The organism is Magnetospirillum aberrantis SpK, assembly GCF_011022235.1.
Classification (GTDB): Bacteria; Pseudomonadota; Alphaproteobacteria; order Rhodospirillales; family Magnetospirillaceae; genus Magnetospirillum; species Magnetospirillum aberrantis.
In genome coordinates, this window is sequence record NZ_JAAIYP010000004.1 from 14487 (window position 1) to 33605 (window position 19119).

At 66.9% G+C, this 19119-nt stretch carries 4 protein-coding genes; all 4 read left to right on the top strand.

Translation table 11 applies throughout. From position 1 onward, the window contains the following. The first annotated feature begins 73 nt into the window (after positions 1-73). From G4223_RS00625 to G4223_RS00640, 4 genes are read left to right on the top strand one after another with little or no spacing between them, the layout of a single operon-like run. The gene (locus G4223_RS00625; protein ID WP_163673718.1) at positions 74-1795 is read left to right on the top strand and encodes a peptidase domain-containing ABC transporter; all 1722 of its coding nucleotides are present in this window, start codon (positions 74-76) and stop codon (positions 1793-1795) included. Next, positions 1792-3987 (top strand): peptidase domain-containing ABC transporter, encoded by a 2196-nt coding sequence (locus G4223_RS00630; RefSeq protein ID WP_163673721.1) that lies wholly within the window; start codon positions 1792-1794, stop codon positions 3985-3987. Before G4223_RS00625 ends, G4223_RS00630 begins: the two co-directional genes overlap by 4 nt. A gap of 12 nt (positions 3988-3999) precedes the next feature. Continuing rightward, on the top strand, positions 4000-5358 hold the full coding sequence (locus G4223_RS00635) for an HlyD family type I secretion periplasmic adaptor subunit (protein WP_163673723.1): 1359 nt from the start codon (positions 4000-4002) through the stop codon (positions 5356-5358). Between the two features lie 37 nt (positions 5359-5395). Next, the gene (locus tag G4223_RS00640; RefSeq protein WP_163673724.1) at positions 5396-19006 is read left to right on the top strand and encodes a cadherin-like domain-containing protein; all 13611 of its coding nucleotides are present in this window, start codon (positions 5396-5398) and stop codon (positions 19004-19006) included. Positions 19007-19119: the final 113 nt, after the last annotated feature.

A 19119-nucleotide genomic window follows, 5' to 3' on the forward strand; every position in this document is an offset into this window, starting at 1 on the left:
TATTAGCCGATAAAATTCCCTTGGACGAGCGCACCACCAAAATGTGGGCGCCGGTGGTCATGGGGACTTGCGGATGCAAGCGGGTATCGAACGGCTGAAGACGTTCCGTGCAAGCAAAGGAACGAAGGGGTATGTCGGCGTCGCCTCGGTGATGCTGAATGTCCTTGCTCTCGCCCTGCCGCTGGCGCTGCTGCAAATCTATGACCGCATCATCCCCAACAGTTCGACCGGCACGCTGTTGATCCTGATGGCCGGCGTGGCCAGCGCGGTGATCCTTGAGGCGCTGTTGCGCGTGGCCCGCACCGAAATCGTCGGCTGGGCCGGCGTGAAGTTCGAACACAACGCCGGGTGCGAGGCATTCGGCCGCATCATGGCCACCCCGGCCGACGAGTTGGAACGCATCGGCGCCGGCGAGCTGATCGAGCGCCTTGCCGGTCTCCCCACGGTGCGCGAGGTGTTCTCGGAACAATGGGCACTGATTCTGTGCGACCTGCCCTTCGTGTTCCTGTTCCTGGGCGCTATCGCCTATGTCGCCGGCTGGCTGGTGCTGGCACCGGTGGTCATGCTGGCCGGCTTTGTCGCCTTCGCCTATGTCTCGACCCGCAGCGTCGGCAAGTCGATCACCGATTTCAACACGGTCCGCGACCGTCGCCAGAACTTCAACATCGAGGTCATCCACGGCATCCACGCCGTCAAGTCCATGGCCATGGAAGGCCAGATGATCCAGCGCTATGCCCGCCTTCAGGAAAGCGTGGCACGGGCCAACCACATGGTGGTCCAGGGCAATTCCAAAGCGCTGGCGGTGGGACAGGCGTTCTCGCAATTGCTGACCCTGGTGGTGGTGGTGGGCGGCGGCTGGCTGGTGGTGCGCGGCCATCTGACGGTGGGCGGCCTGTCCGCCTGTACGCTGCTGGCCGGCCGCGCCTTGCAGCCGGTGCAGAAAGCGGTGGCCATGTGGACCCGTTTCCAGACCGCGCGCCTGATGCGCGAGCGGCTGGCCAGCCTGATGGAATTGCCGGGCGAGCCCCGGTCGGACAAGGTGCCGTCGCTCAAGCTCAAGGGTGCCATCACGCTGCGCGACGTGAGCTTCGGCCATGGCGAGGACGGTGACGACCTGTTCCAGGGGCTGTCGCTGGACATCCGGCCCGGCGAGCGCGTGGCCATCGCCGGCGACAACGGTTCGGGCAAGTCGACCTTGCTGCGCCTGATCCTGGGGGTAACCCAGCCCAATTCCGGCGAGGTGCTGATCGACGGCCAGCCGGTCACCTCCTACGACCCGGAGGCGCTGCGCAGCGGCGCCATCGCCTATGTGCCGCAATACAGCGAGTTGTTCCGCGGCACCATCCTCGACAACCTGACCATGTTCCGGCCCCATCTGCGCAAGTCGGCGCTGGCCATCGCCAAGGACCTTGGCTTGGACGAAGTGGTCTACCGTCTGCCCGGCGGCTACGACACCCGCATCGGCGACGGTTCGGCCGAAGCCTTGCCGCGCGGCGTCATCCAGCGCATCGCCGTGGTTCGCGCCCTGGCGCCGCGCCCCGGCATCGTGTTGTTCGACGAAGCCAACGCCAGCATGGACGGCCCCGGCGACGAACAATTGCGCCGCTATCTGGAAAACCTTGATCGCCACTGCACCATGATCCTGGTGACCTTGCGCCCCAGCCTGCAAAAGCTGGGCGACCGCCTGTTGCTGCTCAAGGGCGGCCGACTGGAGCCCAAGGCGCCAAATCCGGCGGCGCCGACCCCGTATCCCGGTGAATCCTCGGCGGCACCGCTCAGGAGGGCCGCGGAATGAGCACGATCCCGGCATCCTCGTTGGGGTGGGGCGGTTTCGTCCAACATGTCGAACTGACCGAGAAACAGGCGGTCGAGGGCGTCCTGGGCGGATTCCGCGCCGTCACCGACCTTGCCGCCTGTGTCCTGCCGCTGTTGCAGGCCCTGCGCTGGGACGGCGATCTGGTCCACGTCGCCGAGGCGTTGCCCCATTTCGCCGACCAGCTCGACCTGACCGACCTGCTCAACGTCATGGCCAATCTGGGTTACGCCAGCGCTTCCGAGCGGCTGTGCCCTTCGGGCCTGGATTCCCGCCTGTTGCCATGCCTGTTCCTGCCCGATGGCGACCACACCATGGCCATGGTGCTGGTGCGGCCCGCCGACGACGGCAGTGAAAAGCTGGTGGTGTTCGACGCCGCGTCGCGTTCCTATCTCACCATCACCGCCCCCGACAGCGTCGGCACGGTCTATCTGTTCCGCCCGCTGGACGAGGACCAGCGGATCGAGATGGAAGAGGCCCCCAAGAACTTCGTGGCCATGATCCTGGGACGGTTCAAGCCGCTGTTCGCCCAGATGCTGTTCACCAGTCTGGCGTCGAACCTGCTGGTGCTGGCGACGCCGCTGTTCATCATGGCCATCTACGACAAGTTCCTGCCAACCGGCGCGTTCGGCATCCTGGGGGCGTTGGTGGCCGGCATCACGGTGGCGGTGGCCGGCGACTTCGCCTTGCGCAACATCCGGGCCCGCATGATCGCCTATATCGGCGCCCGCCTCGACCACCTTTTGGGACTGGCCATCTTCCGCCGGCTGCTGCTGTTGGCGCCGCCTTACACCGAATTGGCCAACCCCAACGCCCAGATCGCCCGGCTGCGCGATTTCGAACTGGTGCGCGAGTTCTTTACCGGCCCCCTGGCCACCACCTTGGCCGAAGCCCCCTTCGTCGTGCTGTTCCTGATGGTCATGGGCATGCTGGGTGGGGCTTTGGTGCTGGTGCCGTCCGGGGCGCTGGTGTTGTTCTTCCTGTTCGCCCACTTCACCCGCCCCTTGGTCGAACGCCGGGTGATGGCATCGACGCGGGCGTCGTCGAAGCGCCAGGAATTCCTGGTCGAGGCGCTGTCCAAACCGCGGGCCATCAAGGAATCTGGGGCCGAGCAGGTGTGGCGTGAACGCTATCGCACGCTGTCCGCCGATGCCGGCCTGAAAACCCATGCCGCCAATCAGGCCCTGGCCATGGTGGCGTCGGTGTCCCAGGCCATGGTGGTGCTGACCGGTCTTCTCACCCTGGGCTGGGGGGTGTTGCGGGTGCTCGACGGCGCCATGACGGTGGGCGGGCTGATGGCGTCGATGATGATGGTGTGGTGGATCCTGCGCCCGCTTCAGACCGCCTTTTCGCTGTTCTCGCAGATCGAGCGGGTCAAGGCTTCGGTCGCCCAGATCAACCGGCTGATGCAGGTGCGCCCGGAACGGACCGGCACCCCGGCGGTACAGTCGCAACCCCGGCTGTCGGGCCGGCTGTCGCTCAACAACGTGTCGCTGCGCTACCACCCCGACGCCGACCCGGCGGTGCTGGGCGTCACCTTCCAGGTGGAGCCGGGCGAGATCGTCGCGCTGATCGGCCCCAACGGCTGCGGCAAGTCCACCGTGCTGAAGCTGCTGTTGGGACTTTACCGGCCGCAGACCGGCGCGGTGCAGCTCGACAACATCGACATCCGCCAGCTCGACCCGGTCGAATTGCGCCGGGCCATCGCCTATGTGCCGCAACAGCCCGAGATGTTCTTCGGCACGGTGGCCCAGAACCTGCGTCTGGTCCGCCCCATCGCCACCGACGAGGAATTGCGCTGGGCCTGCCGCGAGGCCGGGGTGCTGGACGACGTCGAGGCGCTGGAGAAAGGTTTCGAGACCCGGCTGGGCGACGGTCAGACCGAACGCATGTCGTCGTCGTTCCGTCAGCGCCTGTCGCTGGCGCGGGCCTATCTCAAGCGGGCGCCGATCACCCTTTTGGACGAGCCGGCCTCGGGGCTGGACTTCATGGCCGACCGCAACTTCATGGTCACCTTGGAACGCATGCGCGGCCATTCCACCGTGATGCTGGTGACCCACCGCCCCAGCCACCTCAAGCTGGCCGACAAGATCGTGGTGATGCAACAGGGCCAAGTGCGCATGGCCGGCCCGGCCAAGCAGGTGCTCGACCGCCTGCCCGCCGGCTTCTTCTGACGGAATTTCGCGATGACCAACCTCGCCACCAACCAGGCTTCCGCCATCAAGCTGCAAAAGGCGTCGCGTCAGGTGCGCCACCTGGCCCATTTCGCCATCGTCGAGGAAGCCGGCATGTCGGCCATCTCGCGGGCGGCGGTGATCGTGGTCTCGCTGGTGGTGGTCGCCTTCGTCATCTGGGCGTCGCTGATGCGCATGGACGAAGTGGCGACCACTTTCGGTTCGGTGGTGCCGTCGCGGTCGGTGCAGGTGGTCCAGCACCTGGAAGGCGGCATCGTGCGCGAGATCCTGGTCGAGGACCGCGCCATGGTCGAAGCCGGCCAGCCGCTGATCCGTCTCGACCCGGTCCAGGCCTCGGCGGAAATGGAACAGGCGGACAGCCGCCGCGTCGCCCTGATGCTCAAGGCCGAGCGTCTGCGCGCCTTCGTCGACGGCCGCAAGCCCGATTTCGGCAAGGTGTCGCCCAAGTACCAGGGATTGGCCGCCGACCAGATCGACATTCTGCGGGCCGACACCGAACGCTGGCTGTCGCAAGGCAACGTCTTGTTGGAACAATCGGCCCAAAAGCGCGAGGAAGTCGCCGCCGCCGCCGCCCAGGAACGCGCCGTGCGCGACCAGTTGTCGCTGGTGGCGGAAGAGGCGCAGATGCGCGAAACCCTGTACCGTGCCGGCCATACCAGCAAGGTCGACTATTTCGCCGCGCTGCGCCAGAAAGCCGCCATCGAGTCGGAAATCTCGCGCCTTCAGGGACAGCAGCGCACCGCCGGCAAGGCGCTGGAGGAGCTGGAACGCCGCCTCGCCGACCTCGACAACAACCAGCGCCAGGACGCCCTCAAGGACCTGGGCACGGTGACCGCTGAACTGGCCCAGGTGGACGAATCGGTGGCCCGCCTCAAGGACCGCGTCGATCGCCTGGAGTTGGTGTCGCCGGTCCGCGGCTATGTCCAGAACCTTAAGGCCAAGACGGTGGGCGCGGTGGTGCCGGCCGGCGGCCAGATCATGGAAATCGTGCCCACCGACGACGACCTGTTGGTGGAAACCAAGATCAACACCCGCGACGTCGGCCATCTGATGGCCGGGCAAAAGGTGATCATCAAGGTGGCATCCTATGACTTCGTCCGTTACGGCAGCGTTGAAGGCACGCTGAAGTCGGTGTCGGCCACCACCTACCTAGACGAGAAAGACAACACCCCATACTACAAGGGATGGGTGCAGATTGCCCATCCGTGGGTCGGGGACAAGGCCGCCGGCAACACCATCCTGCCCGGCATGACCGTGCAGGCGGACATCGTCACCGGCGAGAAGACGTTGCTGCAATATTTGTTGAAGCCGATCCACGCTTCGGTGGCACAGGCTTTCCACGAACGCTGAGCGGTTCCGGGATTCAGAAGGCGGGCTTTTGGAGGGGATGATGGCGGAAGAGAACCAGAACCAGAGCCAGGACGACGTCACCGACAGCGGTGCCGACCAGAACATCCAGACCCTGCACGCGCTGCATCTGGACGGCAAAGGGGCGCCCACCCTGGACGAGGCCGACGAGCGTTCGCTGAACGAACAGGGCGACATCCGCCCCGAGGACGTCACCGGCAACGCCAACGTGCAAAGCGCCGGCCGCACCACCTTCGAACAGATGGTCCAAGGCGGCATCCAGGAAGCTCCGGTGGTGCCGACCGGCGACAACGTGGTGCCCGATACCGTCACCCCCAGCGAAGGCGACAACCAGGTCGCCGCCCAGTTCGACAACGTCCACCCCGCCTTCACCCCCACCGCCGGCCTGGACGAACCCGACGCCCCCGCCACGCCGGACCAGCCCCCGTCGCCCGACTTCGCCCCACAGGTGACCCCCGACCCGGAAAATCCGATTCCGGCCGGACCGGACGACAACAGCGCGACCTCCGGCGCCCCCGCCCCGGCGGCCTTCGCGGAAACGCTGTCCGAGCCCCCTCTAGCCGAAGATCCCACCCCGGACGAAATCCCCGAGCCGGAAGAGATCATCCCGCGCGTCGCCGACGCCCCGGCGGTGACGGTCCAGACCGCGTCCGGCATCGAGGACACCGACACCCGCCTTGACATCACCGTCGCCACCGCCGACCGGGACGGCGGCAGCGAAACCATTTCCGCCATCACCATCTCGGGCGTGCCCGCCGGCTTCAGCTTCGTCAACGCCGCCGGCCAGACCGTCGGCGTCAACACCGGCAACGGCTCGTGGTCGTTCACCCAGGACCTGTTGCAGGACCTGTATTTGCGCCAGCCCGGCAATTATTCCGGCGACATCACGCTGACCGTGTCGGCGACATCGACCGAGATTTCAGGCGACACCGCCACCACCACCTTGCCGCTTTCCGTGCACGTCGAGGCGGTGGCCGACGCCCCCGGTCTCGACACCCGCGACGCCGCCGGCATGGAAGACCAGCCCATCGCGCTGTCCATCACCGTCGCCAACAACGATACCGGAAACGAGGGCACCGGCGCCTATGCCGCCGAGACCCAGACCGTCTACATCGACCGGCTGCCATCGGGAGCCACCTTGATCGACGGCGCCACCGGACAGGCCATCACCACCCGTCTCGACGACGATCTGGTCGTCGACGGCACCACCATTCCCGCCGGTTCCTACGTGGTCTCCGCCGCGCAGCTGGCCAGCCTTCAGGTGCAATCCGCCCCCAACGACAGCGCCGATTTCAGCCTTGACGTCTGGGCCACCTCGACCGAACCCAGCAACGGGGCCGTCGCCATCACCGGGTTCCAGACCATCGACGTGGACGTCGGCATCGTCGCCCCCACCGTCGATGGCCAAGCCACCGGCCAGGAAGGCAGTTGGACCACGCTTGACCTGTCGGCGACGGTCGAACACGACCTTGCCGGCGACCAGGAAACGCTGACCGTCTATGTCGAGGGGCTGCCCGACGGCGCCGAAATCCGCTTCGCCGACGGCACTGTCCCCACCGCCGTCGTGGTGGACGGCGTCACCCGCTACGACGTCACCGGCCATCTGGATGAGGTTCAGGTGCGCTGGACCGATTCGCGCTCCGACACCGACATGGATCTGACGCTGCGCGGCGTGGTCCACGACACCGACGTCGGCACCGACCGCGAGACGCCCTTGGGCGACACCACCGCGCCCGACTGGAACCAATCCACCGCCACGGTCCACGTCACCGTCCAGGCGGTGGCCGACGGCCCCAGCGAACTTTCGGCCAGCGGCATCGGCGTCGAGGACAAGTGGTTCGACCTCGACATCACCACCGGGCTGATCGACACCGACGACGGCAGCGAGGTGCTGACGGTCCAGGTGGCCGGCCCCGCCGGCTTCCTGTTGGCCGACAAGAACGACACCGACCATCCCTATGCCGGCGTCACCAGCGACGACGGCACCACCGTCACCTACACCCTGAGCCAGGCGCAGTTGGACGGGTTGCAGATGCGGGCCAAGCCCGACAGCGACACCGACATCGCCCTGACCATCAAGGCCACGGCGACCGAAACCGCCACCGGCGACGACCAGGTCGCGCTGGCCGAGAAGTCGCTGACCATCCCGTTGACCGTGACCGTGCTGTCCGACGCCGACACCCCCATCGTGTCGGTGGTCAAGGACACCCAGACCATCGACGAGGACGCGCTGTTCGACCTGTCGAAATCGGTCACCGGCACCTTCAGCGACGGCACCACCCCGACCACCCACGCCGCCGTCAGCGGCGGTTCGGCGGAAAGCGGCAGCACCCTGGGCGGCGACGCCAGCGGCGACGGGTCGGAAACCATCACCTACCGCATCACCGCCAACCAGGATTCGCGCATTTCGCTGGATGGCGGCGCCACCGTCGTCGACTTCCCGGCCGGGTCGTCGGTGACCGTCAACGCCGAGGACATCCGTACCGGGCTGGTCCGTCTGGGCGGGGTCGAGGATTGGGCCAGCAGCGCCGGCACGCCGCACCTGACCTTCAGCGTGGTGACCATCGCCACCGAAGCCACCAACGACGACGCCCTGGAAACCGCCGATCTGGCGCGAGAGACGGTGCGCGAAAGCGCGCCCGCCATCCTGACCATCGCCGTCAACCCGGTGGCCGACGTCGCCACCGCCACGCTTTCGGTGGTGGCCAGCGGTTACGAGGACGGCCTGTCCGGTGCCGCCGACCACACCGCCGGCGTTTCCGGCGGCGGCATCGCCATCACCCCCACCCTGACCCTGTCCGACGCCGACCATTCGGAAACCCCGACCGGCGTGCTGACCATCACCTCGACCGATCCGAACATGATCGCGGGCGAAATCGAGGTCACCGGCGGCACCGTCAGCCGCGTCGACACGGTGGAGAACGGCGTGGTGGTCAAGACGGTGTGGACCGTCGAGGGCGCCGACTACACCACCGCCGACAACGCCACCTTCACCTTCGGCGGCTTGGTGTTCAAGCCCGAGGCCGACAACGATTCCGATCCCAAATTCGATCTGGCCGTCCAGTTCCAGGACAGCGACGGCGGCCCCACCGCCATGGTCCAACTGGCCGACCAGACCGTCACCGTCGCCGCGGTGGCCGACGCCCCCACCTTGTCCACCACCGCGGCCGGCGGCCTGGAATCCGCCAGCGGCCCGGCCGAGATCGCGCTTGCCATCGACGCCAACCTGACCGACGGCGACGGCTCGGAGACCCTCTACGTCTACGTCACCGGCATCCCCGCCGACGCGGCGACCCTGTCGTCCTATGCCCAGGTGGTCAGCGGCGACGTCACCATCGGCGGCGTCACCATTTCCGGCTCGGCCGACACCCCGGTCTACAAGCTGGCGGTGTCCGACCTGGAAAACCTCAAACTGGTGGTGAACCAGGGCTATTCCGAGGACATGCGGCTTACCGTCTACGCCCAGAGCGTCGAAGGCGAAAACGGCGACGTGGCGGTGACCGGACCCAGCGTTCTGGACGTCGATATCGGCGTCCTGGCCCCGACCATCGGCAGCACCGGCCCATTGGCCGGCGCCGAAGACGATTACGTGTCCCTGGCCAGCATCGTCACCCAGCGTCAGGCCGGCGATGCCACCGACAGCCTGAGCGTCTATGTCGAGGGCTTGCCGGACGGCGCCAGCCTGTACAAGCTGGGAGCCGGCGGCACCTATGTCGCGCTTGAACCCGCCGAGTACCAGGACGCCTCGGGCGCCACCCACACCGGTTACGATGTCAGCGCCCTGGTGGGGGCCGATGGTTCGCTGGCGGGCGTCTACGTCAAATGGGACGACGCCAACAAGGCCGACGCCATCGACTTCACCCTGCGCTCGGTGGTGGCCGACGTGGATGCCGACGCGGCCGCCGACGCCGGTGGAATCGACCGCGCCACCGCCTATGACCAGCCCTACCGCGACATCACCGACCTGACCCAGGATTTCACCGTCACCCTGACCGCCAACGCCGACCAGCCGAATCTTTCGGCCAGCGCCATCGGCGTCGAGGACCAGTGGGTGGCCATCGACATCGACGCCGCCCTGATCGACACCGACGGTTCGGAAAGCCTGAGCGTCACCATTTCCGGCGTGCCGGCCGGCATGACCCTGAGCGCCGGCACGGTGATCACCACCGCCGACGATGGCACCACCACCTGGCAGCTTGATCCCGCCACGGACGACCTGCACGCCCTCAAGCTGACCGGCCTTGCCCCCAACAGCGACGCCGATTTCGATCTGGTGGTCCGCGCCACCGCCACCGAAAGCGGCGACGGCGCCCCGGTGGGCACCGCCACCGCCACCCGCGAGGTCACGGTCAACGTCCAGGTGTTGTCGGACGCCGACAAGCCGGTGGTGTCGGTGATCCAGGACACCCAGACCATCGACGAGGACGCTTGGTTCAACCTCGCCACCCAGATCAGCGGCAGCTATAGCGACGCCGCCAGCGCCGACCACGCCGCCGTCACCGCCACCGCCGGCGAGACCGGCAGCGTGCAGGGCGAGGCCACCAGCGCCGATTCCTCGGAAACCCTGACCTATCGCATTACCGCCAACCAGGATTCGCGCATCACCACCGATGGCGGCCTGACCGTCAAGGACTTCGCCGCCGGCCAAACCATCGAGGTCACCGCCGCCCAGATCGCCTCGGGCAAGGTGCTGATCAGCGGCGTCGAGGACTGGGCCAGCAGCGCCGACAACCCCAACCTGACCTTCAGCATCGTCGCGGTGGCCACCGAAACCCGAGGCGCGGCCGACGACGCCCTGGACGACAGCTTGCCGGACGGACTGAGCCGTTCCTCGGTGTCGATCAGCGCCCCCGCCGTCCTGACCCTGGCGGTCACCCCGGTCGTGGATTCCGCTACCGCCACCCTGACCGTGTCCGCCGTGGGGTACGAGGACGGCCTGTCCGGTTACGACCACACCGCCGGAGCCACCGGCTCGGGCATCGCGGTCAACGTGACGCTGGAGCTCACCGACGCCGACAAGTCGGAAAAACCCACCGGCGCGGTCACCATCACCTCGACCGACCCGACCATGATCGCCGGCACGCTGGAGCTGTCCGGCGGAACCATCCACCGCGAGGATACGGTGGTGGACGGCGTGGTCGTCAAGTCGGTGTGGACCATCGAGAACGGCACCTTCACCACCGCCGACAATTCCAGCTATGCGCTGTCCGGTCTGGTGTTCAAGCCCCAGGCCGACAACGCCGACGATCCCACCTTCGACCTGTCGGTGAAAATCCAGGACACCACCACCGGCGCGGTCGCCGACAAGGACGCGCTGAACCAGACCATCGTGGTCAACGCGGTGGCCGACCAGCCGCTGGTCGAGGCGCACGACACCGCCTTCGTGGAAAGCGCCACCGGCACCGACACCTTCGCGCTGGACATCGACGTGGCGCGCGGCGCCGACGCCGACGGCTCGGAAACCCTTTACGTCCTGGTCACCAACCTGCCCAAGTCGGCGGGCACCATCGTCGGCACCAACGTCGAACGCATCACCGACGGTTCGATCCCCGGTCTCGGCGCCAGCGACGACAACCCGGTCTATCGGGTGCTGGCCTCGGACGTGGACAGCCTGAGGCTGCAACCGGCCGCCGGCTGGTCCACCGATCTGACCCTGACCGTCTATTCCCAGACGGTGGAACAGGAAGGCGACAGCGCGCTCAGCGCCCCCGACAGCCTGCGCGTCGATATCGGCGTGCTCGATCCGGTGGTCGACGCGCCCACCTCCCTGACCGGTAACGAAGACGCCCGGATCAGCCTGTCCTCGGTCAAGGTCACGCTGGACGCCGTGGACGGCAGCGAGACGCGGACCGTCTATGTCGAGGCTCCGTCCGACGTCACCTTGTTCGACAGCAGCAACAAGGCGCTGACCCGGATCACTTTCACCGACGCCGACGGCGTCACCCACAGCGGCTACGACGTCAGTTCCCTGATCGACGCCAGCACCGGCGCGCTCAGGGCTTCGGCGCGCAACAGCGCCGCCAATGATGACGGCAACTTCTCGCTCAAGGTGTTCGCGCTGGCCCAGGACGTGGATTCGTCCACCAACACCGCCACCAACACCGCCTATGGCGAGGATTACCAGGATACCGCCCAGGTGACGGCGACGATCGCCGTCACGGTCAGGGCCATGGCCGACCAGCCCGGCCAATTCAGCGTCGTCGCCGCCGGGGTCGAGGACAAGTGGGTCGCACTGAACCTTGCCAGCCTGAAACTGGCCGACACCGATGGTTCGGAAACCCTGAGCGTGACCATTTCCGGCGTGCCCGAGGGGCTGACCCTGACCACCGCCGACAGTTCTGTCCAGATCACCCAGGTCAACGCCACCACCTGGAAGATCGAACCGGTCGGCGACATCGACCCAACCAAGACCTGGCTGGCCGACACCGACCTGCACATCACCGGCCTTGCCGACGCCCAGGAAGACCTGAACTTCAGCTTCCCACTGACGGTGACCGCCACCTCCACCGAGCACGGCACCGACGGCGAGATCGCGTCCGGCAAGACTACCAGCACCCGCAGCGTCGATGTCACGGTCACGGTGCTGGGTGACGCCGACATCCCGGTGGTCGAGGTGACCGCTGGCGCCACCGTCGCCACCGCCGAGACGGTGGCCGAGGACGAGTTCTATAACCTGAACGACGCCATCCGCGCCTCTTCCGGCGAAAATCCGGGCGTCTATGGCTATGAAAGCACCGACGGGTCGGAAACCCTGTCCTTCCGCGTCACCGTGTCCGAGGATTGCGTCATCAAGATCGGCGACACGGTCTACGAACTGAAGGCCGGCGACACCTTGCCGGTATCGGTCAGCGCCCAGGACATCGCCGAGGGCAAGGTGTGGGTGGGCGGCACCGCCAATTGGGGCAGCGTGGACGGCGATTCCGTCCTGGGCTTCCAATTGACTCCGATCGCCACCGAAGGCGACGCCAACGCCTCGACCGACGCCTTGAACGCCAGCAACGCCGTGGCCGACGAGGACTTGACCCGGCAGACCACCGCCGAGGGAACCGCGCAATGGTTCTACCTCAAGGTCACGCCCCAGGCCGACACCACCGACATCGTGGTCTCGGCGGCGGGGCTAGAGGATTCCACCGGCATCGCCATCGCCCCGACCATCACCTTGCGCGATACCGACGGTTCGGAAAGCTTGACCGGCACGGTGGACATCCTGGTGCGCTGTGACGAAAACGGCGACTTCCCCGGCACCATCGCCTTTTCCGGGACCGGTCTGGTCGATGCCGGAACCGAGGTCTACGAGGGTGTGACCTACCATGTCTACCAGGTCCCGGTGGACCAACTGACCAAGGTCGGCGACAACAGCTATCAACTGAACGGCGCGACCTTCGCCCCCACGCCCAATTCCGACATCGACATCCAGTATTGCATCCGCACCACCACGGTCGAGGAAGGCAATTCCAACAGCTACACCACGGTCAGCACCCCGGCGGTGCTGGCGGTGGCGGCGGTGGCCGACGCGCCGGCCCTGTCCATCGACGCCGACGGCGCCACCACCGACGCCAACGGCGTCGTCACCGTGCATGACGTCGAGGACGGCGGCGCCGACGGCTTGGTCTCGCTCGACCTCAAGGCGGCGTTGACCGACACCGACGGTTCGGAAACCCTGACCAACGTCGAATTGCGCAGCGTCCCCAAGGGATGGGGCGTGGTGGTGGTGGACCAAGACGGCAACACCACCGCCATCGCCGGCACCGACGACGATGGCGACGGGCTGTTCACCTTCGTCATCAACCCTTCGGTGTTCGCCGAGGATTCCGGGCTTTCGGTGGCGTTGGTGCCGCCGGCCAATTCCGACGTGGACGTCAGCGGGTTGCAAGTGTGGGCCAAGTCCACCGAAAACGCCCAGGCCGGCCGTCTGGACGGCGACACCCAAATCGACACCGCCACGGCGGAAAAGACCCTGACCTTCAACGTCCAGCTTGATCCGGTCGCCGACAAGCCGACCCTGATGGTCACCAGCGCCCGCACCAGCGAGGATGCCGGCGTGGCCCTGGACATCCGCGCCAGCGTCACCGACAGCGACGAAACCGCCAGCGTCACCATCACCGGCGTCCCGACCGGCGGCGTGCTCACCTATGTCAGCGCCGAGACCGGCCTGACGGTGACCACCACCTTCGGTGGCGACGTGACCTCGCTCACCTGTTCCGCCGCCGAGGCGCGCAGCCTGCGCTTCATCCCGCCGCCGGACGCCAGCGGCAAGTTCACCCTTTCGGTGACCGCGACCGCGACCGACACCGACCCCGAAGGACTGGCCGCCGCCAGCACCGCGTCCGACACCAAGGAACTGGTGGTCTATGCGCGCGGCGTCAACGACGCCATCCTGGACGCCGGCGGCCACGACATCACCACCATCGGCAATTTGACCGCACAGGGTACCGAAGACGCCAGCGGCAATCTGGTCAGCCTGAACCTGGGCAGCTACAGCGTCGACGACATCGACGGCTCGGAAACCCTGAGCGCGGTGATCAGCGGCATTCCCTCGGGCTTCACTCTGGTGGTCAAGACCGAGGACGGGGTCCAGGACCTGGCCGGCACCTTGCAGTATATCGGCAAGGACGCCAACGGCGGCGCCATCTGGTCGGTGCCGACCCAGTACCTCGACGACATCTACATCCGGGTGCCGCACAATTACGCCGGTGATTTCGACCTCGACGTCCGGCTGGTGACCACCGAGGCGGATGGCGCCGCCACCGCCATCGACAAGACGTTGACCGTTTCGGTCGAAGCGGTGGCCGACGGGCCGAACATCTCGGTCGCGCCCTCGGTCAAGGAGGACGCATTCGACCCCGCCACCGGCATCCCGGTCGCCATCTCCGTCACGCCCTCCGACACCTCGGCGGAAAGCCCCGAGCACATCACCGCGATCACCATCGACGTGGACGTTCCGGCCGGCCTTCCCGAAAACACGGTTCTTCATCTGAAGTTGGGCGACATCGTGGTCGAAATCGGCGCGGGCGCCGAGTTCACCATCACCCCGGACAGCCCGCTATGGGCGTCTTACGACGCCGCCACCGGCAAGATCGAAGGTCTTTCCCTGTTGGGCGTTCCCGACGGCTGGTCCAAGAACATCGCCCTGTCCGTCTCCGCCACGTCCGAGGACATCAACGGCACCACCGCCTCCTCCTCCACCAGCAGCGCCAAGGTGGTGATCACCGCCCAGGCCGACGAACCCGATTGGAGCCTGAACAGCGGCGCCGCCCAAGTGGACGACCACTGGACCGGCACGGCTTCCATCGGTCAGGCGGTGGATATGGGGCTCAGTGCCACGGCGGGCGATCCCGACGGGTCGGAAAGCATCTATTTCATCGTCTCGGGCGTTCCCAACGGGGTCGTGCTGAATCACGGCTACAACAACGGCGACGGCACCTGGACGGTGCTGAACACCGGCGAGGACGGGTGGACGCTGACCGCCACCTCGACCTATAGCGGCCAGGCCACCCTGACGGTCACCCCGGTCGTGGTGGACAAGGACCCCGATGGCGGCAGCGACCGCGAAAGCTTCGCCGCCAAGACCTTCGTCCTGGCGGTGACCGACGAAAACGGCGGCATCGGCACCTGGCCCGACAGCGAGGCGACGGTTCCCGCCTTGTCCTCTTCCCCGCTCGACGGTGTGGAAGAGAACGCCGTCAGCCTGGGGGGCGTCACCGCTTCGGCCGCCGCCGGCGACACCGTCAGCGCCATCGTGCTGACCCTGCCGGCTGGAGTGACGGTGGTCAGCACCACCGACGACGACGGCAACACCATCGCCTGGTACAACCCAGTCAGCGGCAGTTGGACCATCGATCCCGGCCACCTGGACGACTTCACCGTCAAACCGCCCAAGGACCTGTCCGGGACCTTCAGCCTGGAGCTGACGGCGGTGTCGGAACACAACGGCCTGACCTCCTCGACCACCAGCACGGTGGCGGTGGCGGATCTGGCCCCGGTGACCGACGGCGCCAGCCTGACGGCGGCGGTGACCGGCGGCGACAGCACCGAGGACGGCGGTCCCGTCACCTTCTCGCTGACCGTGGAAGGCAACGAGACACAGTATTATTCCGAAATCCTGGAAGACGGCACCATCACCGTGTCGATCTCCACCAGCGGTTCCTCGACGCCGCCCGGCACGTTGGCGACCGGGACGCTGGCCAACGGCGCCGTCGTGGCCGAGGGGTCCACGCCCGGCACCTACGTCATCACCTTGACCGAGGCGCAGAAGACAGCCTTCGCCAATGACGAGTCCTTCACCCTTGAGGACCTGTCCTTCACCCCCGCCGCCAACTTCTCAGGCACGGTCAGCGTCGGCTTCTCGACCTCGGTGGTCGATCCCGGCGCCGATGCCGTCACCTCGACCGGCGGCGTCAGCTTCACCGTCACCCCCGAAGTGGACAGCACGACCTTCGTCGCCGGGACCATGTCCGGCAACGAAGACAGCGCCATCGCGCTGAACCTCACCATCGAGCACCAGGACCTTGCCGGCACCGGCGATTGGGGATCGGAAACCGCGTCGGTGGTGATCACCGGCGTTCCGGCCGGCGCCATCATCCAGGGCGCCACCAACAACGGCCCGGTCACGGTGGACGGCGTCACCACCTACAGCTGGACGGTGAAGCGGGCGAATCTTGAGGTGTCCGAGGACGGCATCACCCTCAAGAACGTCAGCTTCGTCTCGGCCTCCGACGATTCGTCGGATGTGGCGCTGACCTTCACCACCTACGTCTTCGAAAAGGGCAGCTCGGACCCGGTATCGTCCTCGGCCACCTACACCGTCACCGTGGACGGCGTCACCGACGGGGCGATCCTGAACCCCGTCGATGCCGTGGGCGTCGAGGACAAGGTGACCGCCATCGACCTGGGTACCGAACTGATCGACATCGTCGGCACCTCCGAGGAGACCTACATCCAGCTTTCGGGCCTGCCGTCCGACTGCACCTTCACCGACGCCGATGGCGTCAAACTGACCCTGGCATCCGAACCGGTGCTCGATCCCGACACCAACACCACCACCTGGACCTTCTCCACCACCGAGGTCGCGGCCCTGGGGCTGATGACCGGCGGCAAGCTGTATGTGGTCGGGCCGGCCAACGTGTCGGGAAGCTGGAACCTGACCGCCCAGGCCTTCACCCGCGACACCGACGGCGCCAACGCTCAATGGGTGGCCAGCAACGCCTTGCCGCTGACCCTGACGTTGACGGCCGAGGCCGACACCCCCACCCTGACCCTGGGCGGCGACGCCGACGCCACCGAAATCGCCGCCGGCATGGTGGAAGACGGCACCCTCAGGCTGGATCTCGGCGCGGCGCTCAAGGATACGGACGGCTCGGAATCTCTTGGCCTGACCATTACCGGTGCGCCCGCGGGCTCGGTGATCCTGGTCGATAGCGGCGACGGCACCGTGATCGAAATCCACGGCCAGGACGGGGTGTGGACCATCTCCGCCGGCACCGCGCTCAGCCTGGACACCCTTTCCATCGTGCCGCCAGCCAATTACAACGGCGACTTCACCCTTGAGGTCACGGCCAGCGCGACGGAAATGGCCGGCGGATCGGCCTCCAGCGCCACCAAACAGATCCACGTCACCGTCGACGCCGGCAACGACGCCCCGGTCACCACCGTCGTCAGCGGCGGCATCGGCATCGAAGGCGGCGTGCACACCACGCCGGTCATGCTGTTGAAGGACGCCGACCAGATCGGCTTTACCGACGTGGATTTCGGCGTCGCGGAAACCGTGATGCTGGGCTCCATGACCGTGTCCATCAGCGGCGGCAGCGGCCGAAGCGCCGCCGATTCCCTGTCTCTGGACGGTCTCGACGTCACCTTGGCGGAAGATGGAACCTTGCAGGTTCATCTGGACGACGGCTCCACCGTGACCGTGGCCTATGACCACGCCAGCCAGTCGCTGACCTTCACCGGTGCGGCCTCGGCCGAGCAATATGCCGATCTGGCCCGCCATGTGGTGTTCTCGTCCCAGACCGAAGCGGTCGCAGCCGGTACCCGTGTGGTGAGCTTCAGCGTCACCGACCTGGAAGGCGCGGCCAGCACCGGCACCACCACCGGCATCACCGTGACGGTGGCCGAAGGCGCCAGCCTGCAAGGGGCGGCCAGCGGCGACGTGTCCTTCACCGCCGCCGGCGCGCCGGTGCTGGCGGCCGGGACCCTGGGCGTCGTCGAAGACGCCGCCCCGTTCTCGCTGGGCCTCAGCATGGCCTGGACCGCCGACGCCGACATTCCGGTGACCATCAGCGGCTTGCCCGCCGGCACGGTATTGTTGGACGCCAACAACGCCGTGGTCGATCCCGACAGCTTGACCGCCGGTCAATTGGCCGGCTTGCGCGTCGATCTGCCCGACGACTGGAACGGCAGCGTCAGCCTGACCGTCACCGCCACCGCCGGGGCCACGACCCTGACCGAGCAGGTCACGGTGACGGCGACGGCGGTCAACGACGCCCCCACCACCAGCGCGGTGACCCTGACCGGCACGGACGAAGGCACCGCCTTCACCTTCACCCGCGCGCAATTGCTGGCCAACGCCCACGACGTCGAGGGCGACGCCCTGTCCGTCGGCGGCCTCAGCGCCCTGCACGGCACCGTCACCGACAACGGCGACGGCACCTACACCTACCGCCCCAGCGGCGATTACGCCGGCACCGACACCATCAACTACACCATCGCCGACATCCACGGCGCGACGGTGGAGACGACCGCCAGCTTCCTGGTGTCCCCCATCAACGACGCCCCGGAAATAACCGCCGACGTCACCAGCCAGACGGTGACAGGCACCGATGGATCAATTTCCGATCCGTTGCTTGTACTCTCCGACAGCGCCAACCTGGCGTTCTCGGACGTGGACGACACCAAGATGTCGTCCATGGTGGTGCACCTGGACGGTCTGGACGGCGACACGCTGGGATTGGCGGACAAGGATCTGGCGCTCAACGCCTCGTGCGAGCTGGTGATCAAGGGCACCGACATCCTGGTGTCCTACGACCAGACCAGCCACACCCTGACCTTCAGCGGCGAAGCCGACACCTCGGTCTATGCCAATCTGGCCCGGTCGGTGGTGCTGTCCAGTTCCGACGGCACCCTGGCCGCCGGCGAGCGCGAGATTTCCTTCACCCTTTACGATGACGGCGGCGACGCCAGCTTGCCTTTCAGCACCAGCCTGACGCTGGACGACGGCACGACGACCTCTTTCGAGGTCGAGCGCGACGCCCTGGGCACCGTCTATTGGAACGGCGCGACCCCGGTGCTGAACGGGTCCGACGCCGACGACACCTTCATGGTCTCGGCCACCGGCCAATGGTCGGTCAACGGCTATGACGGCGCCGACACGCTGGTTCTCGATCCACAACAGGGAAGCTGGCTGTTCCAGGTGGACACCGACGGCGCCTTGCACGCCACCATGACCGATGCATTCGGCCAGTCGCACGACGGCGTCATCCACCTGAACCCCGATTCGGCGACATCCGGCCTGGATCATCCGTTCAGCATCGACCACAACCAAGTGGTGTTCAACGACGCCGCCAGCGGCAGCATCGACTTCGGCGACGGCAACCACGTCGACTTCCACAACCTGGAAAAAATTCACGGCTGATCCCAATTCCGGGCGGGGACGAACCCCGCCCGGAACATCCGAATCGGCCATGGTGTTGCCCCAATCCCAGCTTATTTTCCGATTTCTGTCGGTGCGCGCCGGAAATGGCTCGG

Coding starts and splice junctions, on each gene's coding strand:
- G4223_RS00625 (WP_163673718.1), top strand. CDS start 74: ATGCAAGCGGGTATCGAACGGCTGAAGACGTTCCGTGCAAGCAAAGGA.
- G4223_RS00640 (WP_163673724.1), top strand. CDS start 5,396: ATGATGGCGGAAGAGAACCAGAACCAGAGCCAGGACGACGTCACCGAC.
- G4223_RS00630 (WP_163673721.1), top strand. CDS start 1,792: ATGAGCACGATCCCGGCATCCTCGTTGGGGTGGGGCGGTTTCGTCCAA.
- G4223_RS00635 (WP_163673723.1), top strand. CDS start 4,000: ATGACCAACCTCGCCACCAACCAGGCTTCCGCCATCAAGCTGCAAAAG.